Origin of the sequence: Cryobacterium sp. Y82 (assembly GCF_002929495.1) — a bacterium.
Lineage (GTDB): Bacteria > Actinomycetota > Actinomycetes > Actinomycetales > Microbacteriaceae > Cryobacterium > Cryobacterium serini.
Genome location: NZ_PJJJ01000031.1, coordinates 109,194 through 128,174 on the forward strand (window position 1 = coordinate 109,194; position 18,981 = coordinate 128,174).

At 64.5% G+C, this 18,981-nt stretch carries 24 protein-coding genes; all 24 read right to left on the bottom strand.

Annotation, left to right across the window (positions count from 1 at the left end):
• Nucleotide 1: 1 nt before the first annotated feature.
• The 24 genes from fliQ to CXY70_RS08530 all read right to left on the bottom strand — a co-directional run bounded on the left by fliQ (nt 2) and on the right by CXY70_RS08530 (nt 18,856).
• Complete coding sequence (fliQ, locus tag CXY70_RS08415) at nt 2–277, bottom strand: flagellar biosynthesis protein FliQ (protein ID WP_104191919.1); 276 nt, start codon at nt 275–277, stop codon at nt 2–4.
• Nucleotides 274–1,053, bottom strand: coding sequence for a flagellar type III secretion system pore protein FliP (gene fliP / locus CXY70_RS08420; protein WP_369852296.1), 780 nt, complete (start codon nt 1,051–1,053; stop codon nt 274–276). Before fliP ends, fliQ begins: the two co-directional genes overlap by 4 nt.
• A 68-nt stretch (nt 1,054–1,121) precedes the next feature.
• Nucleotides 1,122–1,583, bottom strand: a complete 462-nt coding sequence (fliO, locus tag CXY70_RS08425; RefSeq protein WP_104191920.1) for a flagellar biosynthetic protein FliO — start codon at nt 1,581–1,583, stop codon at nt 1,122–1,124.
• Nucleotides 1,584–2,291, bottom strand: coding sequence for a flagellar motor switch protein FliN (gene fliN / locus CXY70_RS08430; RefSeq protein WP_104191921.1), 708 nt, complete (start codon nt 2,289–2,291; stop codon nt 1,584–1,586).
• The gene (locus tag CXY70_RS08435; RefSeq protein ID WP_199183403.1) at nt 2,288–3,199 is read right to left on the bottom strand and encodes a flagellar motor switch protein FliM; all 912 of its coding nucleotides are present in this window, start codon (nt 3,197–3,199) and stop codon (nt 2,288–2,290) included. Before CXY70_RS08435 ends, fliN begins: the two co-directional genes overlap by 4 nt.
• A gap of 72 nt (nt 3,200–3,271) precedes the next feature.
• Complete coding sequence (locus CXY70_RS08440; RefSeq protein ID WP_233205835.1) at nt 3,272–4,102, bottom strand: flagellar motor protein MotB; 831 nt, start codon at nt 4,100–4,102, stop codon at nt 3,272–3,274.
• A gap of 23 nt (nt 4,103–4,125) precedes the next feature.
• A complete protein-coding gene (locus tag CXY70_RS08445) occupies nt 4,126–4,998 on the bottom strand; it encodes a motility protein A (protein ID WP_104191922.1) in 873 nt (290 codons plus the stop codon).
• Nucleotides 4,998–5,231, bottom strand: a complete 234-nt coding sequence (locus CXY70_RS08450; RefSeq protein WP_104191923.1) for a flagellar FlbD family protein — start codon at nt 5,229–5,231, stop codon at nt 4,998–5,000. The genes CXY70_RS08445 and CXY70_RS08450 overlap by 1 nt, the downstream gene beginning before the upstream one ends.
• Before the next feature lie 165 nt (nt 5,232–5,396).
• Nucleotides 5,397–6,593, bottom strand: coding sequence for a flagellar hook protein FlgE (locus CXY70_RS08455; RefSeq protein ID WP_104191924.1), 1,197 nt, complete (start codon nt 6,591–6,593; stop codon nt 5,397–5,399).
• Nucleotides 6,594–6,656: 63 nt separating this feature from the next.
• A complete protein-coding gene (locus CXY70_RS08460) occupies nt 6,657–7,127 on the bottom strand; it encodes a flagellar hook capping FlgD N-terminal domain-containing protein (RefSeq protein WP_104191925.1) in 471 nt (156 codons plus the stop codon).
• A 13-nt stretch (nt 7,128–7,140) separates the two neighbouring features.
• Complete coding sequence (locus tag CXY70_RS08465) at nt 7,141–8,502, bottom strand: flagellar hook-length control protein FliK (RefSeq protein ID WP_146066095.1); 1,362 nt, start codon at nt 8,500–8,502, stop codon at nt 7,141–7,143.
• Between the two features lie 104 nt (nt 8,503–8,606).
• Nucleotides 8,607–9,275 (bottom strand): C40 family peptidase, encoded by a 669-nt coding sequence (locus CXY70_RS08470; protein WP_104191927.1) that lies wholly within the window; start codon nt 9,273–9,275, stop codon nt 8,607–8,609.
• Complete coding sequence (locus CXY70_RS08475; RefSeq protein WP_104191928.1) at nt 9,272–9,736, bottom strand: flagellar FliJ family protein; 465 nt, start codon at nt 9,734–9,736, stop codon at nt 9,272–9,274. Before CXY70_RS08475 ends, CXY70_RS08470 begins: the two co-directional genes overlap by 4 nt.
• Nucleotides 9,733–11,070: a FliI/YscN family ATPase gene (locus CXY70_RS08480; RefSeq protein WP_104191929.1), complete on the bottom strand. Its 1,338-nt coding sequence runs from the start codon at nt 11,068–11,070 to the stop codon at nt 9,733–9,735. The genes CXY70_RS08475 and CXY70_RS08480 overlap by 4 nt, the downstream gene beginning before the upstream one ends.
• A complete protein-coding gene (locus CXY70_RS08485; RefSeq protein WP_104191930.1) occupies nt 11,067–11,684 on the bottom strand; it encodes a FliH/SctL family protein in 618 nt (205 codons plus the stop codon). The genes CXY70_RS08480 and CXY70_RS08485 overlap by 4 nt, the downstream gene beginning before the upstream one ends.
• Nucleotides 11,674–12,690, bottom strand: coding sequence for a flagellar motor switch protein FliG (fliG, locus tag CXY70_RS08490; RefSeq protein WP_104191931.1), 1,017 nt, complete (start codon nt 12,688–12,690; stop codon nt 11,674–11,676). The genes CXY70_RS08485 and fliG overlap by 11 nt, the downstream gene beginning before the upstream one ends.
• Nucleotides 12,687–14,303 carry a flagellar basal-body MS-ring/collar protein FliF gene (gene fliF / locus CXY70_RS08495; RefSeq protein ID WP_104191932.1) on the bottom strand — a complete coding sequence of 539 codons (1,617 nt, stop codon included), beginning with the start codon at nt 14,301–14,303 and terminating at the stop codon, nt 12,687–12,689. The genes fliG and fliF overlap by 4 nt, the downstream gene beginning before the upstream one ends.
• Nucleotides 14,303–14,608, bottom strand: a complete 306-nt coding sequence (gene fliE / locus CXY70_RS08500) for a flagellar hook-basal body complex protein FliE (protein ID WP_104191933.1) — start codon at nt 14,606–14,608, stop codon at nt 14,303–14,305. The genes fliF and fliE overlap by 1 nt, the downstream gene beginning before the upstream one ends.
• Entirely contained in the window at nt 14,608–14,997 is a 390-nt protein-coding gene (locus CXY70_RS08505) for a flagellar basal body rod protein FlgC (protein ID WP_104191934.1), read from the bottom strand. Before CXY70_RS08505 ends, fliE begins: the two co-directional genes overlap by 1 nt.
• Entirely contained in the window at nt 14,994–15,335 is a 342-nt protein-coding gene (locus tag CXY70_RS08510; protein WP_092110173.1) for a flagellar basal body protein, read from the bottom strand. The genes CXY70_RS08505 and CXY70_RS08510 overlap by 4 nt, the downstream gene beginning before the upstream one ends.
• A 178-nt stretch (nt 15,336–15,513) precedes the next feature.
• Nucleotides 15,514–15,825, bottom strand: a complete 312-nt coding sequence (locus tag CXY70_RS08515) for a hypothetical protein (RefSeq protein ID WP_146066096.1) — start codon at nt 15,823–15,825, stop codon at nt 15,514–15,516.
• The gene (fliS, locus tag CXY70_RS08520) at nt 15,818–16,246 is read right to left on the bottom strand and encodes a flagellar export chaperone FliS (protein WP_104191936.1); all 429 of its coding nucleotides are present in this window, start codon (nt 16,244–16,246) and stop codon (nt 15,818–15,820) included. The genes CXY70_RS08515 and fliS overlap by 8 nt, the downstream gene beginning before the upstream one ends.
• A gap of 5 nt (nt 16,247–16,251) precedes the next feature.
• Nucleotides 16,252–17,631 (bottom strand): flagellar filament capping protein FliD, encoded by a 1,380-nt coding sequence (gene fliD, locus CXY70_RS08525; RefSeq protein ID WP_104191937.1) that lies wholly within the window; start codon nt 17,629–17,631, stop codon nt 16,252–16,254.
• Nucleotides 17,632–17,743: 112 nt separating this feature from the next.
• Nucleotides 17,744–18,856, bottom strand: coding sequence for a flagellin (locus CXY70_RS08530; RefSeq protein ID WP_369852266.1), 1,113 nt, complete (start codon nt 18,854–18,856; stop codon nt 17,744–17,746).
• Between the last annotated feature and the right edge of the window lie 125 nt (nt 18,857–18,981).

Genomic DNA, 18,981 nt, shown 5'->3' on the forward strand with positions numbered 1-18,981 from the left:
GTCAGCCTCCGCCGAGCAGCGAGGGGATCTTTTCGAACATCTGGTTGGTGAATGCGATCGATTCGGCGATCATCCAGTGGCCGCAAATCAGCAGGGCCAAGGCAACGGCCACGGCCTTGGGTACAAACGACAGCGTGACTTCCTGAATCTGGGTGATCGATTGCAGCAGCGAGATGGAGAAGCCCACCACGAGAGCGGTGATGAGCACGGGGGCCGACAGTTTGGCCGCGAGAATGAGCGCCTGCAGGCCAATGTCGAGTACCGCATTGGTGTTCATGTGGCCATCTGATAACTGCCGATGAGGCTCGTGATGATGAGTCCCCAGCCGTCGACGAGCACGAACAGAAGAATCTTGAACGGCAGCGAGATCATGACCGGCGGCAACATCATCATGCCCATCGACATCAACGCCGCGGAGACGACGATATCGATCACTAGGAATGGGATGAAGATGACAAACCCGATGATGAAGGCGGCGCGCAGTTCCGAGATCATGAACGCGGGAATGAGTGTCAGCAGGGTGACGTCATCGGGATTGTCTGGGTTGGGTTGATCGGCAGCCCGGGTCATCAGGGCCAGGTCCTCGCCGCGCGTGTTGGCGAGCATGAATTGGCGCAGCGGCTCCGAACCCAGATTTAGCGCGTCGGTGAAGTTCAGTGAACCGTCGAGGTACGGCTGCAACGCGATGTTGTTAATGTCGGTGAGCACGGGCGCCATGATGAAGAGGGACAGAAAAAGGGCCAGTCCGGCGAGCACCTGGTTGGGCGGGATCGACGGGAGCGCGAGGGCGTTGCGGGTCATGGCGAGCACCACGAAGATCTTGGTAAAGCTCGTCATCATCAGCAGCAGCGCCGGTGCGACCGACAGTAGGGTAATGCCCAGCAGGGTGACGATCGCCGATGAGGGCGCACCGTTAGGACCATTGATGTCCACAGTGAGGCCGCCACCACCGGGGTCAGTCGGATCGGTCGGATCGGTCGGAGGCGTCGGGTCGATCGGCATGGCGTGGCCGGCCGTAGCTCCCAGCCAGAGCAGCACCGTCGTGGTCAACACGATCAGAACGATGAACAGGCCGATGCGCGCGGAAAAGGCCCGGGAAGTGAACCGATACGGCGGGGTATTCACCGGCCCTGCCGAAGGAGTGCGGCGGTCTGGCGCCACGTCGACGGCGACAGGATCGACCCGACTAGCGGAGCAGAGGGGACGGGCGGCGCTACGCGAGCCGCGTCATCCGCTTCAGCTGCGGCCAGGGATCGGGCGAACGCCGTCGCTGGTGCCGATTGCGACCCGCCCAGCACCGAAATGGCGGCGTCGAGGGTCGACGTTGTCGTGGGCACAAGGGATTTCTCGTGCAGCACGGTCACGGCCTGCTCGGTGACGCCGAGAACGAGGCGCGTTCCGTCGACCTCGACGACGACAACGGATGCCTTCTGCCCGATGGGCTGACGGCCGACGACGGTCACCGGGTTGGCGATACCCAATGCGCGCGCCCCGCGCGACAGGCGTCGCTGCAGGTACCAGAGCAGTGCGAGAACCACGCCCAGTGACAGGGCGACTCGCACCGCAACAATGAGGGTGTCCACTTACGACAGGCCATCCGCTACATCGAGAATTTGGGTAATGCGCACGGCGTAGTCCTGGTCGACGACGACGATTTCGCCGTGGGCAATCAGTCGACCGTTCAGGAGAATATCGGCCGGGGCTCCCGCCGAGCGATCCAGCTCGATGACAGCACCCGGTTTGAGCGACAAGACGTCACGCACGGACATACGGGTGCGCCCGATTTCAACCGTCAACGACATTTCGACGTTGCTGATGCGCCCGAGGTTGCCCAGAGCTGTGCGCTCTGGCATCGATCCCGGCCCGCCGACAACTCCGTTCTGACGCAGCCGAATGCCAAACCAACCGGTCACGACCCCGCCCGCGCTCAGTTCAAAAACCTCAGTCTCTTCCGCGGCGAACAATGCGGAGGCGTCTTCGACCCGGGAATCGCCGAGCACGCCGATTCCGAGCACTCCGGAGGCGCTCTCCAGGGCGGGACGCAGAACGTCCTGGCTGGAGACGAGCTGCGAGTTCGCCCCTGCAGCGGCGTCGAGTGACGCAGAGTCGGTGAGCACAACGGCCAGGTCCGCGGAAGTCGTACCCACAAACGAGGCCACCACGGCCGAACCAATGCGCGATGTTAATTCGGCGCTGCCGAGGTGTGGCAGTGCTTGTAACGGTACCGTCGTAGGCAACACGCGAATGAGCGCGTCGACGGCAACTTCAGGAATAGATCGGGTAGAAATCATTGGGCTGTTTCCTCGGTATCAGTGACGATGCAGGCCAGCCGGGAACCGTTGACTCCGACGGCCGCGCGGGCCAGCGACTGGCCGTCAACGGTCAGATTGAGCGGACGATGCTGGGGATGCGGAACGTGCAGAACATCGCCGACCGCCAGCGACAGAATGCGACTGGGCAGTACGTGGGCGGTCTCGAGTCGAAGCGATACGTCAACCGGTACGGCCGCGATCTGGGCCTGCAGAAGTTCCGCAGCGTTCGACATGGTGCTCGTGGGGTTCGCTTCGCCGAGTTGCGGCATCAGGGCCGCAGCGGGAATCGCCACCGTTGCCGTGGCGGTGACCTTTTCCACTCGAATCGCGAAGGTCGCGACCACCATCAGGTCGCCGGTTGCCGCCGCCTGCGCGAACTGCGAGTTGTACTGAATGGCTTCGACGCCCATTTCATCAACGATCAACGGCCCGAAGGAATAGCGCAGGTCTTCGAGGCTTTCCGAAATGAGCTTGCGAATCAGGGCCAGCTCGATCTGGGTGAAGTTGCGTTCAGCCAGCACCGGGATGCTGCTGTTGCCGCCGAGCATATGGTTCACCCAGGTGAGGGCCGACGTGGTCGGAAACTGAATAACTGCTCGGGCTTCCAGGCCGGCGACCGTGCACAGCACCATGGCGGTTTTCGGCGGCAGCGATCCCGCGTACTCGTCGTAGGTGGCCATGAGCACCTGCTCGCAGGTCACCGTGCAGAGCACGCGTACGCGTGCGGTCAGCTGGGTGCCCCACTGCCGCGCAAAAGTCTCAAAGGCCAGTTCCAAAACGCGGGCGTGTTCACGCGCCAGGGTGGTGGGCCGCCGAAAGTCGTACAGCTCAATGCTTCTTACCGCTTTAGCGAGCGCACTGTTGCCGACCTGATCCTGGACTGTCACGTTGGGACTATCGACCGGCCCGGCCGAAAAGTAAGAGATCTCTGCTAGCGGATGCCCCGCGTCGGTTTACGGTCAGTTCTCGGCGGCCAAGCCGGGAATGAGTGCCCGCACGCTGTCCGGCTGGTTTGACAGCAGCACGATATCGACTCGGCGGTTCTGTGCCATGTCCGCGAGTGTGGATCCGGTGTTCGCCGGCTGGGCCGATCCAAAAGCGACGGCGGATATCAGGTCTCCGGCGACGCCACCCTGCTCCACGATGCGACGCAACACCTGGGTAGCTCGGCTCGCCGACAATTCCCAGTCGGTAGGGAAAGTGGCGGATTGACCGTGTTTGTCGGCGTGCCCTTCAACCGAAATTTTCTGCGCGGTGGCCACGAGGGCCGGCGCTGCGGCATCGAGCACCGTGATCGCAGCCGCAGTGAGCTGGGCGCTGTCCGGTGCGAAGAATGTTTCACTCCCGACCAGCCCCAGGGTCAAGCCACGGTCGGTGATGTGAAATTCCACGAGGTCGGCGACCCCGGCTTCAGTCAGGCTAGCGGTGACGGCAGTCTCGAGCTGATTCAGCTTCACGACCTCCTGCGTGGCTGCTTCGGCGTTTGCCAGTGCCTGGGCGGTCGCGTCGGCCGGGTCGAGAGCATCGGCTGAGTGGGTGACTTCCGTGGGTGATTCGCCCTTGTTGTCGACGAGGTCAGCCGGAACGACGACTCCCTCAGCGGTGTCGACCTTGCCCGCATCCACCGCTCCAAAACCGGTGGCCAGGGAGTTGGCCAGCTGCTCGTACTTGTCCTGGTCGACGGTCGACATGGCGAACAGCACGATGAACATACACATCAGCACGGTGACCATGTCCATGTACGAGGCCATCCACCGTTCATCGGGGTGAACGTCCTCGTCGTCAACCATTTTGCGGCGCCTGGCCCGCACGCTCATGCCGCTTCGGGAAGGTCTTTGTCCTTCCCCTTACCCTTGCCGCTGGTCTTGGTCTTGGACTTGGCGGCTGCACCGGCGGTATCCGCAGCGCCGTCCTTGCCCTTGGCACCGACTTTCGGCAGCAGCTCAGCGGGAACCATGGCGCGCAGGCGTTCCCCGAGGAGGCGTGGCTGACTGCCGGCCTGCACGGCCAGGGCGCCTTCCATAACGAGAGTCATGCGGTCGGCCTCGAGGTCGGCCAGGCGGCGCAGGCGCGAGCCGAGCGGTAGCCAGATGAAGTTGGCCGAGAGCAGGCCCCAGAGTGTCGCGACGAAGGCGGCCGCGATCATCGGTCCCAGTGTCGCGGGCGTGTCCAGGTTCTCAAGAACGTGGGTCAACGATACGACCGTGCCGATGATGCCAACCGTCGGGGCATACCCACCGAGGCCGGTGAAGAATTTGGCGGCATTCCGATTCGACCGAGCCTCTGTCGCGATCTCGTCCTCGAGGAGCATCCTCAGTTCATCTCCGTCGGTCCCGTCGGCGATGTTCTGCAGGGCGCCGCGCAGAAACGGATCCTTGACGTTGTCGGCCTCCTGGTCGAGCGCGAGCAGGCCGGAACTGCGGGCGGTTTCGGCCAGTCCAACGACCTGGTCGATAACGGACTGCGGCGGCGTGGTCTTGCCGAGGAACGCTCCGGGGAGTGCCTTGAAGGCAGACGTGAAGTCTTTGATCGTGCCGCCCGCGAGGCCGACCGCAATGGTCGCACCGAAGACCAAAATCATGGGCGCCGGCAGAAGGATGGACATGACAGAGGAATGTTCGAGGGTGATCATGGCAACGAGGGCACCGAAGGCGAGTACGAGGCCGATCAGAGTTGCGGGATCCACTAGAGCTTCCTGGGGCCTCGTGGCAGGTCCCCGGCGCTCGGGTCGTATGCTAGTGCGATGACGTGGGCACGGTAGCTGGCGATTTTCTCGATTACGTCTTCCATAGATTCGGTGACGATGAAGTTGGCGCCGTCGACCATGACCAGGGTTGTATCGGGGTTCGCGTGGATGCGCTCGATCAGGTCCGGGTTAATCGCAAAGTGACTGTCATTCAGCCGCGTAAGTACGATCATGTGCTCATCCTGTCTCGAACGACTCGAGGGAGGCGTCATGGTGTACTGTCGGCCGCCGCGCCGCTCATGTTAGCTGGCGCGGCTAGCCAGTTCGTCGGCCGCTTGCGTACAAAGACGCCTCTGGCCCCGACAGGTGCGGGGCCAGAGAACTTCAGGATCGAGCGATTACCGCTTCAGGTTGGTCAGCTCCTGCAGAACCTCGTCTGAGGTGGTGATGATTCGAGCGTTGGCCTGGAAGCCGCGCTGGGCGACGATCAGGTTGGTGAATTCCTGCGACAAATCGACGTTGGACATTTCGAGCGCTCCGCTGGTCAGCGAGCCGAGGCTGCCGGTGCCGGCGGTTCCGAGTTCGGCGCCGCCGGAGTTGAAGGTGGCGCGGTACGCGGAGGAACCGGCCTTTTCGAGCCCGCCCGGGTTGACGAAGGTGGCGAGGGCGATGCGACCGATGGCCTGTTGCTGGCCATTGCTGAACAGGCCAACGAGGGTTCCGTCAGCGCCGAGCGTGTAGGAGTTGAGGGTGCCGGCCTCGCTGCCATCGTCGGTGTCGCCGGCAACGGTGTCGAGTTCGGCGAAGCCCCTGACATCGTCAAAGTTCATGAGAATACCGTCGAACGTGAAGTTGGCGCCGGCGACGGTTGTGAACTTGCCCGTTGGTCCATTGGCGTCGGTCTCGGCGGTGAGTTGAAGCGGTGTCGTCGAGGGATTCTTCGGATCGGATACGGTCCAGCCGGTGGCGGTACGAGTGAAAGTCAGTGACACCGTGCGGGCTACTCCCAGCTCGTCGTATACATCGATGGTGCGCGGCGCGAGTGTGGTGTTTTCTGCCGTATCCGACGGCAGGTTGCCGCTGAAGGTCGCGGCGGTCGAAGCGGAAGCCGGCACGATCGCGCCAACCGGCAGGGTCATGTTTCCGGTGGCTCCGCCAGCGTTGACGACTCCGTTGGTTGCGCCCCAGCCCTGCACGATCGCGCCGTCGGGCGAGACTAGTCGCCCAGCCGAATCGAAGTTGAAAGAACCGGCCCGGGTGTAGAGGGTTTCTCCGCCGAGCGACGTGACGAAGAAGCCGTCGCCGTTGATCATGAAGTCGGTGGTCTTGCCGGTCGCCTGCGAGGACCCCTGGGCGAAGTTCGTGGAGATTCCCGCTACCTGCACACCGAGGCCGACCTGGGCCGGGTTGGTACCACCGGTAGTGGCCGTGGCGCCGCCAGCGGCCTCGGTCAGCTGCGACAAGGTGTCTTGAAACTGAGCGGCGGACGCCTTGAATGCCGTCGTATTCACGTTGGCGATGTTGTTACCGGTCACGTCGAGCATGGTCTGGTGCGAACGAAGGCCAGAGATACCGGAGTAGAGAGAACGAAGCATGGGATGCTGCCTTTCAGAAAAGAATTATGCGGTGCTGTTGATGGGTCGAGGACAAGCCGCGGATCAGGCCGCAGTCGTCGCCTCCGCGGCGTCTTCGGTGTCTTCGGCACGGGCGCTGGTCACGCCGGAAATAACATCAAGGGCCACCGGTTCACCGTTGACGGTAACCGTAGGCACGGGGCCGGCGAACGAAACCGACGAAACGAGCCCCGTGACTTCGGCGCCGTCGGGGTCGGTATAGGTGACCGTCTCCCCTACCAGGGCTGCCGCCGAGGTGCGCATCTGCAGGGAGAAGCCCTCCCCACTGGCCGTGGCCATTTCGGTGAGCTTTTCCATCATGGCGAGCTGGGTGGTCTGGGCGATCATCTCGTTGGTATCCATCGGGGCGCTGGGATCCTGGTTTTGCAACTGCGTCACCAGCAACGACATGAACACCTCCGAGTCCATGGACTGGTTGGGGGTGCGCGTCGTGGTCGTGGACGAGTACATTCCGGTCGGAGCGGCGGCAGTGGCCGCCACGGCGTCGATTGTCACGATTTTTCTCCTTCTAAGCCAGTACGTCGATGGTGTGGGTGGATCCGAATTGGGGTGGTCGCTGCTCCTGGGGAGTGTCCGGTGCTCGATTGTCCGGTCTACGAGCGTCGGGATTGCGTCCGTCAACCTCGGAGCGGGGCTGGCGGGTAGCACTGGGATTGCCGGCCTGGCTATCGGATGACAGGTCGAGCTGGGCGCTCAGCCCGGAACCGGCGAGGTCACGCCGCAGGTCGGGCAAAATCACACGCAGGGCCTCTCGGGCCAGGTCGGTAGGAGCGAACAGCTCCACCCGAATGCCCTCCCCCGTCACGTGCGCCCGCACGGTGACCGGTCCCAGATTGTCGGGCGACACGCTGATGGTCAATACATGCTCGCCGGGAGCCGCGGTGGCGAGCGAGAACAGCGGCTTCATGATCTGCGCGGCGAGCGGCAGGGCAGTAGCCGAAGCGGGTGCAGCCACCACGGTGGCCGTTGGGGTCGACACCGCGAGGGGAACCGAAGTGGGTGCGGCGGGTGACGAGGGGGTGACGGCTTCGGTGCCGGCGCCTCGCCCGGTCAGCCGCACGGAGTCCGGCAGCGCGGAGCCAGCCGCTCCCGTGCGCTCTAACGCGGCGTTCTGTGCCGCACCGGTCTGTGCCGCACCGGCCTGTGCTGCACCGGCCTGAGCTGCACCAGCCTGTGCTGCACCGGGAAGGCCAGGGGCACCGACCGATGTCGCAGCTCCGGCGGATGCTGACGCGGCCGGGACCGGCAACACGGTGGCAGCCCCTGCGGCATCAGAAGTGGCTGCTGCCGAGGCGGTGGCGCCGACCGCTGTCGCCGCCGCTTTACCGGAAGCGCTCGGAGCGGCTGCCGTGACGACGGAGGCGAACGCCGTGGCGGTCGGCCCTGCGGCGTCGGCACTGCCTCTGGGTAATGCAGCAGCGGTGGTGCTCACTGCGGCGCCGGGAGTCGATGGTGCGGGGATCGTTGACACGGCGGCTGGGATATTCGACGCCGCCGAACCGGCCGCCGCTCCCAGGGTGCCGGCACTTGCAGCCAGGCCCGCAGCGGCCGATGTGAGAGGTGCCGCCGTATCGATTATGCTCCAGCCAGTCCCCGAAGCCGAGGTGCCCGAATGAGGCATACCGTCGACCGCGACTGTTGCCGTGGACATCACGCTTGGGGCCGCCCCGCCGCCGTTGGCCAGCGTCAGAGTCGCCGAGAACAGCATGGGGACCACCGGAATGGCGGCATCCGCTGTGACGGAATCAAGGCGTGTTGGGGACACCGACAACGTCGCCCCAGCTGCAAAATCCCCCTCCTGGTCCCCCTTCGGCTCCGTCGACACCGGAGCCGAAGAAGCGTCAAGGTCCGCCGCAAGGGTGTCATCCATGATGGCCCCGAAGGTGTCGGCACCCGGCGAAATCGACTTTGTCTCGCGGGGAGCAGAGGGCGCGGGCGGCGCTGCAGCTGTCCGAAATTGACCGAGGGTGAGACTCATAGTGCGCTTCCCGTAACTATTGAGTTCTGCTGGGCGAAAGCGGCAAAAGCGGCGTTGAGCCTGTCGGCAGAGCCGGCGCCCGTGACAGCGGTGTCGGTCGGAATGATCCGGCGGATGGTGGTGATGTCGGCATCCGTCATATATGCCTCTCGCAGGCAAACGGTACGGCCCGGATACGGCGCATGAATGACCTTGTTATCGCCGGCGTAGATAAGAATGTGGTCGCCACCGCCGGTGACGATGAGGTCGCCAGGCTGGGCTTCGGCGAGGGAAGCGACCTCGGTTCCCATCTTCATCTGCCCCGACACGAGTCGCGGCAGTTCTATTCCGATATCGGCGTAGACGGTCTGCACGAGTCCGGAGCAGTCCATTCCGCTGGAATCTTCACCACCGAACACGTAGGGCACCCCAAGGTATTTCTCCGCGGAGGCGACCACGTCGGTGCCGGTCGCGCCCGCGCCCGACCCGGTCGCGCTGGGTGCGGTCGTGCCGGCGGTGCCGAGCGCCGCTGCCAGGGTCGCTGCGAAGCTCCCAGCCGAGACGGACGCCGCAGCGGTCGTCGCCGCTGCGGCCGTTGTCGTTACCCGGTCTGCAGACACGCCGGAGAGCTGCTGCAGAGTGGCCTGGATCTGGCTGATTCGCCCCATGGCCGCGATCATCGTCATGGTGTCTCCTGCTCGGTCATCGTGGCGGTGTCGCTCGTGGCGGTATGTGAGCGATGCCAGCGTGCCCCGGCAATTTCGTCGAGCACGGTCTGTTCCGCGTGCTGGTCTGCCGCCAGCAGGGCGGCAGCGTGCCGTTCGTGCAGTTTTTCAAGCGCGACCGACTCGGCCCTGGCCGCGTTGTACGTAATCTGGGCGGAGTCCAGGCTCTCCTGGTAGTTGCGGCCAACGGCTTCGAGCTCGGCCAGCATGCTGCGCGACGACGATCGCGCCGCTGCCATGGCGTTGAGAGCGGCGATGGTTTGCGGGGAATTGCCCAGGGCACCGAGCGCGGTGCGGGCGCGCCCATGGCGGGCCTCGCTCGCCGCCACCCGGGCGTTCGCTTCGGCGAGGTCGAGGGCAGCCTGGTCCTGCTGCAGCCTGCGCAATCGCAGCAATCCGGCGAGGGGAAAGAGGCGGCTCATGCCATGGCCCCGAACGCACGAGTCAGTCGGGTGAGCTGGGCCCAGGCCTGCTCGCTGGGAGTCTGGTCGTTCATCCGCTGCTGGAGAAAGGCTTTGATGGCCAAGTCATTCTCAACTGCCGCATCGACCAGCGGGTTGGTGCCGACCCGGTAGGCTCCGACGTCGAGCAGGTCCTGCGCGCCCTGACGGGCCGCCATCACCGTGCGCAGCGTCGTCGCGATCGCGTTTCGTTCCGCACTGTTCACCCGCGCGGCAACGCGAGAAATGGAGGCGAGTACATCGACCGACGGAAAATGGCCGGTGATTGCGAGCTTACGGTCGAGCACGACGTGACCATCAAGTATGGACCGCGCCGCATCTGCGATCGGTTCGTTGTGGTCATCACCGTCGACGAGCACGGTGTAAATTCCGGTGATCGAGGCGGTTTCACCGGTTCCGGCGCGTTCGAGCAGTCGAGCAAGCACCGAGAACGTCGAGGGCGGGTAGCCACGGGTAGCCGGCGGTTCACCGACCGAGAGGCCGATTTCGCGCTGGGCCATAGCGACCCGGGTGAGCGAGTCCATCATGAGCATGACGTCGGAGCCCTGATCGCGAAACGATTCCGCGATGCGGGTCGCGGTGAACGCAGCGCGCAAGCGCATCATCGCGGGTTCGTCGGAGGTCGACACGACGACTATGGAGCGGGCCAGGCCTTCCGGGCCGAGGTCGTCCTCAAGAAACTCGCGAACCTCACGCCCACGCTCCCCCACCAGTGCGATGACCGAGACCTGGGCATCCGTTCCGCGGGCGATCATAGACAGCAGGGACGACTTTCCAACGCCGGAGCCGGCAAACAGGCCCATTCGCTGGCCGCGGCCAACCGTCGTGAGCGTGTCGAGCACCCGCACGCCGAGGTGCAGCGGGGTCGTGATGCGCGCACGGTGCATGGCCGAGGGGCTGTCATGTTCCAGGGAGACGAAGCCGTCGGAATCGAGCGGGCCCTTGCCGTCAATTGGGCGTCCCAAGCCGTCGATGACGCGTCCGAACAGGCCGCGACCGGTGGGCACGAGGAGCGGCGAGCCGGCCGATCGCACGCGCGCACCGGCCTGCAACCCGGTAATGCGGCCGAGCGGCATGCATCGGATTCCCGTCTGAGTGGTGGCGACGACTTCAGCCTCGATGCCTGCCTGGCCCGGTCGGGCGCCGAGCGTGACAATGTCACCGATTGCCGAGCGCAAGCCGCGCACCTCCACGCCCAGACCAACAATGGAGGACACGATACCGACCCGCTCCGGGCGACCGGCTTCGAGTGCCTGCACGAGCTGCGCGGGGCGCGGGCGCCAGGCGGTGATCATGCTTCGACCTCGGCGAGGGCTGCTTTTGCGCGCGCGAACGCCGTGCTAATACGCGCGTCGAGAAAGCCGTCGCTGAACTCGGCGATGGCGTCACCCCGCTTGAGCCGGGAATCCCCAACAAAACGGATGCTCTCCAGCGCTCGCGTCTGCGCCCCCAGCACCACGAGGTCCTCCGGATGCAGGCGGATGCTGTGCACCTCGCTGCGATCGAGCTGGTCTGGCTGGTGCAGGGCGCGTTCGAGAGCGCGGCGGGCCGACGGTTCGGTATGGCTAAGTTCACAGCCGAGAATGGCTTCGGCCAGTTGCAGAGACGTGTTGACAAGCGTGGCTTCCGCCTGCTGGATGAGCGGAATGCTTCGTTCATTGAGGGCACGGGCGGCGGCAGCGAGCAAACGCACCGCGTGGTCGACCCGCGCTTCACCGAAGCGTTCGTTCTCGGCGTGCTCGGCGTTGATCTCGTCGGCGCGCCTGGCGACGTCCGCGGCCGCCAGCCGTAGCCCCTCGGTGTAGCCGGCGGCGTGGCCCTCGGCGCGCGACTGCTCGTCGACGCGGTCTTGTTCCTCGTCGCGCAGCCGCGGAAAAGCCATCAGGCCGAACCCGGTGTCAGTTGACATATTCGTCCTCGGCACCGCGCTGCACCGTGATGCTGCCCTGCGCTTCCATATCGCGAATAGCGCGCACGATTTCGGCACGGGCGTCTTCAACCTGACGCATCCGCACCGGTCCGAGGCTCTTGGTTTCGTCGTCGAGTACGTCGCGGTTGCGCTCAGAGAGGTTGGCGCGAATGACCTCGGCGACGGCATCGGACGTGCCCTTCATGGCCATAGCGAGCACGGTCGTGTCGATGCCGCGCAGAACCTGCTGCACGTCCCTGCTCTCCAGCTTGACGATGTCGGCAAAGGTGAGCATGCGAGAACGAATCTCTTCGGCCAAGGCCGGGTCGCGTTCCTCGAGCCCTTCCAGAAGTGCACGCTCCGTGGCGGCATCCGCTCGGTTGATGATGTCGACGAGCGGCTGCACGCCCCCGACCACCTCGATCCTCTCGCGCGCGACGATCTTGCCGGTGCGCAACTTGAGCGTGTCGGTGACGACACGAATGGCTTCGGGCGTCGCGCTCGACATGGTCGCGATGCACTGGGCCACGTCGGTGCGCAGGCCAGGGTCCATTCCGGCCAAAATAGCGGATGCCTGGTCGCGCCGCAGGTGCGCCAACACCAGCGCGATGGTCTGGGGCATTTCACCGTCGAGCAGGTTGAGCACATCGCCGGGCTCGGAGGGATCTAGAAACTCAAAGGCCTTGCCGGCCATCGAGGTGGCGACCCGGTTCATGACACCGGCTGCGCGCTCGGCGCCAAAGGACGCTTCGAGCAGGCCGACGGCGAATTCGTGCCCCCCACGGGAGAGCCGGCGACCCTTCAGGGTGATCTCGTGGAATTCGTTGAGCGTGGACTCGGCGACGGCCGGGTCGACGTTGCGCAGCTGCACGATTTCGCCGGCGATGACTTCAGCTTCGATATCGCTGAACTGCTTCATGACCTCGGTTGCGCGCTGGCGATCCATGTTCATGAGTACGACGGCAACTTTTTGGGTGCCGGTCAGCGCTGCGCCTGGCTCGTTCATGCGCGTTGCCGGTCATCCATGAGGCCACGCAGGAACTCGGCCGTGCTGCGCGGGTCGGACTGCGCCAGGGAATCGATCTCGGCACGGCGAAGGTCGGTGTCGGTCGGCACGAACTTGACGGTCGGAATTATCTTGGTGGGGCTGTCGGTCGGATTGTCGAGGAACAGGGAGCCGGCCGACGACGTCACGGAGAGCGGGACAGTGGCCTCTCCGAGCGCATTCTGCATTGCGGTGAGATCGCCGATCTCGACCGATTCCCGGCTCTGGCGACGTGACCGGCGTGCGTAGAGAATAAGGCTGACCACGAGGGTGACGACGATTCCCACGGTGATCACCGACACCCGCAGAATCTCGGTGAGCTGTGCAGCGGCCGCGGCATCCGCTGCTGCCTTGAGCGCTGCGGCGGCAGCGGCGGCCCCCGTGGTGTCGAAGGCCACGACCTCGACGGTCACGGCATCGCCGCGCACGGCGTCGATTCCGGCAGCCGAGGTGACGAGCGAGGTGATGTCGGCCACGTTGAGGTTGGCTGCGGCATCGGCATCGACGGCCACGGAGACCGTCTGACGGGTGATGGCTCCGGCCGGAATGGTGCGGCTCTCGGTGACCTTGTTCACGGCGTTGTTGCGGGTGGTCGACTCGCTCGAGAACGTGCCGTCGGTGGCACCATCGGCCACGGCCGCCGTGTCGGAGCCGAGCACGCCGGCGGCACTGCCTCCGGTACCCGAGTAGGTCTCGGTGTCGACGGATTCGTTGAGGGCGGGGGTCTCGATCGGAGCGGTGAAGGACTCTTCGACCCGTTCGGCCGATTCGTAGCTCATATCAGCGGCGACGACGACGGTGGCGTTACCGGCACCGACGACCTTGTCGAGCATGGCCTGCACGGCGCTGCGCACGCGAGTCTCATAGTCGGAGGCCTGCTGGTCGGCTCCTCCTGTGGCCCCGACGCCGACGGCAGAGAGCACCGCACCGCTCGAGTCGACCACGGCCACGTCGGCGGCCGTCATACCGTCGATCGAAGCGCTGGTCAGGTGCACGATCGCTTGAACCTGGTCGTTGGAGAGCGAAACACCGTTTTGGGTTTCCACGAAAACGGATGCCGTGGGGTCGTTCTTCTGCGACACGAACACGCTGTCTTCGGGGATAGCGAGCTGCACGGAGGCCATTTTGACTCCGTCGAGGGCACCAATAGTCTTGGCCAGTTCGCCCTCGAGCGCTCGCTTATAGGTGACCGACTGCTGAAACTCGCTCGAGGTCACGCCCATGGTGTCGAGCAGGGAATACCCGCCGGTGCTGGAAGTAGGCAGGCCAGCCGAGGCCGACTTGATGCGCTCGTCGTAGACGCTCGCTTCCGGCACCAGAATCGTGGCGCCGCCGTCGGCGAGCTCGTATTCGACTCCGTCGGTGCGCAATTGTTCGACGATGCTGTTGGCGTCTTCGCCGCTGAGGCCGGAGAACAGGGGCGTGAAAGCCGGCTTGGTGATCCACATGCTGAGTGCGGCGATGCCGAGTATAAGCACGGCGACGCCGATGATGGCGACCGTACGCTGGGCAATGGTGAACTCGCGAATCGCGTTTCCGAAGCGCTTGAAGGCGCTGGTGACTTGCCGGGGCATCAGGCTTGCATCCTCATGATCTCGTTGAACGCGTCGACACCTTTATTACGCACGGCGGCGACGAGTTCCATGGTCACCTGGGCGCGGGTGGACGCGATGGTGGCGGTGTGAATGTCACCCAGGTCACCGGTGACGGCCTGAATGGCGAGAGTGTTGGAGGTGCCCTGCAACTGTTGCAGGTTGTCAACGGCACCCGAGAGAGCGGCGCCGAAGCCCGAGCCGTCGGTGCGCTGCGTGGCGGTCGTTGCCGAGGTTCCCATGACCCCGGAGAGGGCGGTGGTCGCGTTGATAGCGCCAAGTGGCATCAGCCACGTCCGATCTGTAGTGCTGCTTCATAGGCAGTTTTGGCCCGGTCGACGACGGCGGCATTGGCCTGGTAGCCACGCTGGGCCATGATGAGGTGGCCCATCTGCTCGGCCATGTCGATGTCGGGGTAGCGCACGTAACCATCGGCATCGGCCAGCGGATGCTCCGGCTCGTAGACCAGGGTTCCCTCGGCGCCACCGAATGCCGCGGTAGCGCTGGCGCCGACGTTACCGGGGCCTTCCTGCGCGAGAATGTAGCGTTCCTGAAAGGCGGCATCCGTTGTGGCGGTCACGGTGTTGGCATTGGCGAGGTTGTCGGCGATGGCGTCGAGCCACTTGCGGTGCAGCGTCATGCCGCTGCCGGCGATGCCGATGGCGTCGACCATCAGGCGGTCTTCATCGCGGCGCGAATCGACGAGACCGGGCCTTCGACCGCCTTGGCGGCGAACTGGTAACGCAGCAGCGCGTCGATGTTGGCGAGGGTCTCGGTGTCGAGGTTCACGTTGTTGCCGTTGAGCAGCGTCGGGTCGAGCGAACGCTCCGTCGTCGCGGCCGAAACGCCGTTGCCGTCAGCGACCGATTTGGCCAGTGCGTTCTCGAACGAGACGACCTTGGCGTGGTAATCGGGGGTGTTGATATTGGCGATGTTGTTCGCGATGGTGCGCTGGCGTAGCGCGAGGCCGTCCAGGGCGCTCGTGAGGGCCAGGGAGGTCACGGAATCAAGCATGATTACCCGCTTCGTCGACAAAAGACAAGACGGCCAATCCGTGGCCCGGTGGTGAGCAATCCGTGCTCACTCCTTGCTATCGGTCACCCCGACAGTTGCGTAAGCAGTTCGTATCAACATTCCGAAATTTTGTTGCGCTACGGCGTGTTGCCAGTGTTTTACTACCCTCGAACGGGGGTCAACCGTTCACATCCAGATAAACGGATGCCCGCGCGTCACGCTCTGGAGGCACCGACCGAACCGCCGTGAGGTGTTTGAGGGTGAGGTTGCGCGCGTGCTCCAGTTCCCCGATGAGCTTCTGCTGGTTGCGCAGCAGGTCCTGCACTCGTGCGGCCAGTTCCGGCGGAATATTTCCGAGCCCCGTCGGCACCGTCCACTCCCCTACGGCCGCGACACCATCGCTGGTCGAGCCTCCCATCGACCGCGCCGCAGCATCCAGCCGATTCTCGAGGTCGTCGAGCGCGGCCTCCCAGACGGCCAGACTAGCCAATGCCGAGCTCACCACTCAGGCGCACGATCGGCACCGGCGCGGCCGGCAGCAACTCGGCCGCCTCATGCCAGGTGAGCCGCAGCGGTTCGAGCAGCGAGATGCACTCGTGGGTGCGGGCCGGGTCGCGGTGGGTGTTGGCGCTGACCATGGCGGTCGAGACATAGGTATAGAGCGAGAACAGCCCCTCGCCGCCGTCCCAGGCGTCGACGTTGAGCGAGGTACTCAGCTCCGACACGATGGCCTGGGCGTGAATCAGGTTGTCTGACGCGATCTGCCAGTCCTGGCGTTGCTGGGCCGCTTCGGCCCGGTTCAGGTCGAGCAGCAGGCGGTCGTAGAGCATGGTGAGCAGACGAACCGGGGTTGCCGAGAGAACCGCGTCGCGGTTGTAACGCGAACGCTGGGCGTTGGTTCCCATTGTCATAGTCATCATTTTCCGTTCGCGCTGTTGAGACCGTCAACCTGGGCGGTGAGCCAGGCGGATTGGGCGTTCATGTTGCTGAGCTGAACCTCGAGAGAGGCATAGGTGCGTTCCAGGGTCGACCGGCGCGAAATGAGGCGCAGATCCCAGTTATCGATCTGGGTGCCGAGGCTCTTGACCAGACTCTCCTGGCCGGTGATTTTGCCGGTGATCATGCCGTCGTACTTGTCGGACGCGCTCGTGGCCGCGGCGGCGACACGGGAAGAGATCTCGGCCAGCACCTTTTCGACGTGATCCGGGTCGGCCTTCATGGCGGCCGCAAACTTGCCGGCGTCGAATTCCATGGTGCCGTTTTTGGTGATGCTGATGCCGATCTCGCTCGGCGAGCGGCCGTCGACCGGGTATGACGCAGCGTCGAGAATCAACTGCTTCACGTCGCGCACGGTGCTGTTGCCGCTGAACACCCCGGCCGAGACCACGGCGTTGCCGCTCGTGTCGGTGCTGTTGACCACGGCCGACTTGGTCGAGATCAGTGCGAACACAGTGTTCAGCGAGCCGACGAGATTCTTGGCGAGGTCACTGACCGCCGCGTTGTCGCGGGCGACCGTGATGGTGACCGGATCGGTGGAGACCTTCGACACCGTCACAGCTACGCCGGGCAGCAGGTCCGCGAAGGTGTTGGTCGAGGAGGTGATGCTCTGCGCGGCGCCGGTTCCGGCCCACAGCGTCACCTGTGCGTCTTGCGCTTGGGTGATCACGGCGGCGCCGGTGGCTTCAAGAATGTTGGTGGCGGTTCCCGCGGTCACGTCGTCGCTCGTGCCCTGGTACAGCTCGAAGCTTCCGCTGAGGCCGGTGTCGTCGGCGACCAGCTGCAGGCGGTATTGCTTATCGCCGGCTGCGTTGGTGCCCGAGGCCACCTTGGTGGCCGTGATGCCGGCGCTCGAGGCGTTGATGGCACTCGCGACGTCGTCGAGTGAGATAGAGGCGGCTTGAATGTCGATGGCCGTGCCGTCACTGCCCACGACGGTGAACGCGGTACCGCTGAACTCCGTCATGGCGGCTGTCACGCCGGACTTCGCCTGGGCGAGAGCGCCGACGACAACGTCGAGGGAGCCGGTGCTGGCGCCGGTGGAGACGGTGGTGCTCATGCTCGAGTTACTGCTCGTCGCCGAGTAGAGGTCGAGCGCATTGGCGACGGTGTTCTTCGTCGCCAGAGTTGCGAGACTGGCAATGGAGGCGTTCAGCCCCTGCAGTGCGGTGACAAAAGTATTAGAGGTGGTGACCTTGGCCTTGAGCAGCGTTTGCGGCCCGGCCTCGAGTTCCATGAGGGAGTTGATCAGTGACGTGGTGTCCAGACCACTGATAAGCCCATCGACAGCGAGTGACATGGGGTTCCCTTTCTGGTTGTCGAACCGGGGGTGGTGCTGGGGTGGCAGCTGCGGGTTTGGTCCCGCACCTGCCACCCGGTCAGATCAACCTGCGATCTGGGTTGTGCTGGTGTTACTGGAGCAGCTGCAGAACGCCCGAGTTGGACTGGTTGGCCTGCGCGAGCATGGCGGTACCGGCCTGCGAGAGAATGTTCGCACGGGTGTACTTGACCATCTCTTCAGCCATGTCGGTGTCGCGAATACGCGAACCAGCAGCGGTGAGGTTCTCCTTCGACACGGCCAGGTTCTTGATGACACTCTCGAACCGGTTCTGGTCAGCACCCAGCGAGGCACGAGCAGTGGAGATACCGGAGATCTGGCGATCCAGGGCGGTGATCGCCGCAGCGGCACCCTCGGCCGAGGAGAAGTCCAGACCACCGATTGTGCTCGTGCTGGTGCCGGCGGTTACACCGGTCGCGGCGGTGATGGCGTCCCCGTTGTTGGCGCGCACGCTCAGTTGGTCAAATTCATCAACACCTGCCGTGTAGACCTTGTTGAACGCGGCATCCGCGTTCAACACCTTCGCTGCGTCAGCAGCGGTACCACCCGTCGACAAGAAATCAGTTGTCGATGCGGTGGTCGAAGTGGTGAGTCCGCCCGAGGTGAAGGTCAAGGCTGCGTCACTGGTAGTTGGTGTCGCGTATGACTTCCCCAGGTTTCCGGCACCAATGGCCTTGGTGACGTCCGAGACATCGGCCTTCGACAGGTCGACCTTGATCTGGCTGCTGGCATCGCCGTTCGCGCCGACCTGGAAGCTCAGGTTCGCTTCGGAGCCGTCGAGCAGCTGGGTGCCGTTGAAGTTCGTCGACTCGCTGATGCGAGTGAGTTCCTTGGTCAGCGCTGCGACCTCGGTCTTGATCGCTCCACGTGACTCTTTGTTGTTCGAGTCGTTACCGGCCTGAACGGCGAGGTCACGAACACGCTGCAGAATCGACTGCACCTCATTCAGCGAACCTTCAGCGGTCTGAATAACACTCACGGCGTCCTGAGCGTTACGAGCGGCAACCGTGAGGCCACCGACCTGCGACTTCAGGCCCTCCGAGATTGCGAGGCCGGCCGCGTCATCCGCTGCACGGTTGATCCGAAGACCACTCGACAGCTTCTCAAGCGACTTCGACAGATCGTTCTGCGTGGTGGCCAGGTTGCGGTACGCGTTGTTGGCCGCGACGTTGGTATTGACTTGCATGCCCATGGTGGATCCTCCGTGACTGGGACTGAATTCTCCGGCCCATCCATGGGCCAGCACTTATAGCTATCGACAGCAACCGGGCTCGGGTTAGAAACTCGCGGCGATCGCGTGTTAAAAAGAGG

Excerpts from the sequence above, each read along its gene's own strand:
- fliQ (WP_104191919.1), bottom strand. The coding sequence starts at position 277 with ATGAACACCAATGCGGTACTCGACATTGGCCTGCAGGCGCTCATTCTC.
- fliN (WP_104191921.1), bottom strand. The coding sequence starts at position 2,291 with ATGATTTCTACCCGATCTATTCCTGAAGTTGCCGTCGACGCGCTCATT.
- CXY70_RS08440 (WP_233205835.1), bottom strand. The coding sequence starts at position 4,102 with ATGGTTGACGACGAGGACGTTCACCCCGATGAACGGTGGATGGCCTCG.
- CXY70_RS08450 (WP_104191923.1), bottom strand. The coding sequence starts at position 5,231 with ATGATCGTACTTACGCGGCTGAATGACAGTCACTTTGCGATTAACCCG.
- CXY70_RS08455 (WP_104191924.1), bottom strand. The coding sequence starts at position 6,593 with ATGCTTCGTTCTCTCTACTCCGGTATCTCTGGCCTTCGTTCGCACCAG.
- CXY70_RS08465 (WP_146066095.1), bottom strand. The coding sequence starts at position 8,502 with ATGGATGACACCCTTGCGGCGGACCTTGACGCTTCTTCGGCTCCGGTG.
- CXY70_RS08470 (WP_104191927.1), bottom strand. The coding sequence starts at position 9,275 with ATGACGATGATCGCGGCCATGGGGCGAATCAGCCAGATCCAGGCCACT.
- CXY70_RS08475 (WP_104191928.1), bottom strand. The coding sequence starts at position 9,736 with ATGAGCCGCCTCTTTCCCCTCGCCGGATTGCTGCGATTGCGCAGGCTG.
- CXY70_RS08480 (WP_104191929.1), bottom strand. The coding sequence starts at position 11,070 with ATGATCACCGCCTGGCGCCCGCGCCCCGCGCAGCTCGTGCAGGCACTC.
- CXY70_RS08485 (WP_104191930.1), bottom strand. The coding sequence starts at position 11,684 with ATGTCAACTGACACCGGGTTCGGCCTGATGGCTTTTCCGCGGCTGCGC.
- fliG (WP_104191931.1), bottom strand. The coding sequence starts at position 12,690 with ATGAACGAGCCAGGCGCAGCGCTGACCGGCACCCAAAAAGTTGCCGTC.
- fliF (WP_104191932.1), bottom strand. The coding sequence starts at position 14,303 with ATGCCCCGGCAAGTCACCAGCGCCTTCAAGCGCTTCGGAAACGCGATT.
- fliE (WP_104191933.1), bottom strand. The coding sequence starts at position 14,608 with ATGCCACTTGGCGCTATCAACGCGACCACCGCCCTCTCCGGGGTCATG.
- CXY70_RS08510 (WP_092110173.1), bottom strand. The coding sequence starts at position 15,335 with ATGCTTGATTCCGTGACCTCCCTGGCCCTCACGAGCGCCCTGGACGGC.
- fliS (WP_104191936.1), bottom strand. The coding sequence starts at position 16,246 with ATGACAATGGGAACCAACGCCCAGCGTTCGCGTTACAACCGCGACGCG.
- fliD (WP_104191937.1), bottom strand. The coding sequence starts at position 17,631 with ATGTCACTCGCTGTCGATGGGCTTATCAGTGGTCTGGACACCACGTCA.
- CXY70_RS08530 (WP_369852266.1), bottom strand. The coding sequence starts at position 18,856 with ATGCAAGTCAATACCAACGTCGCGGCCAACAACGCGTACCGCAACCTG.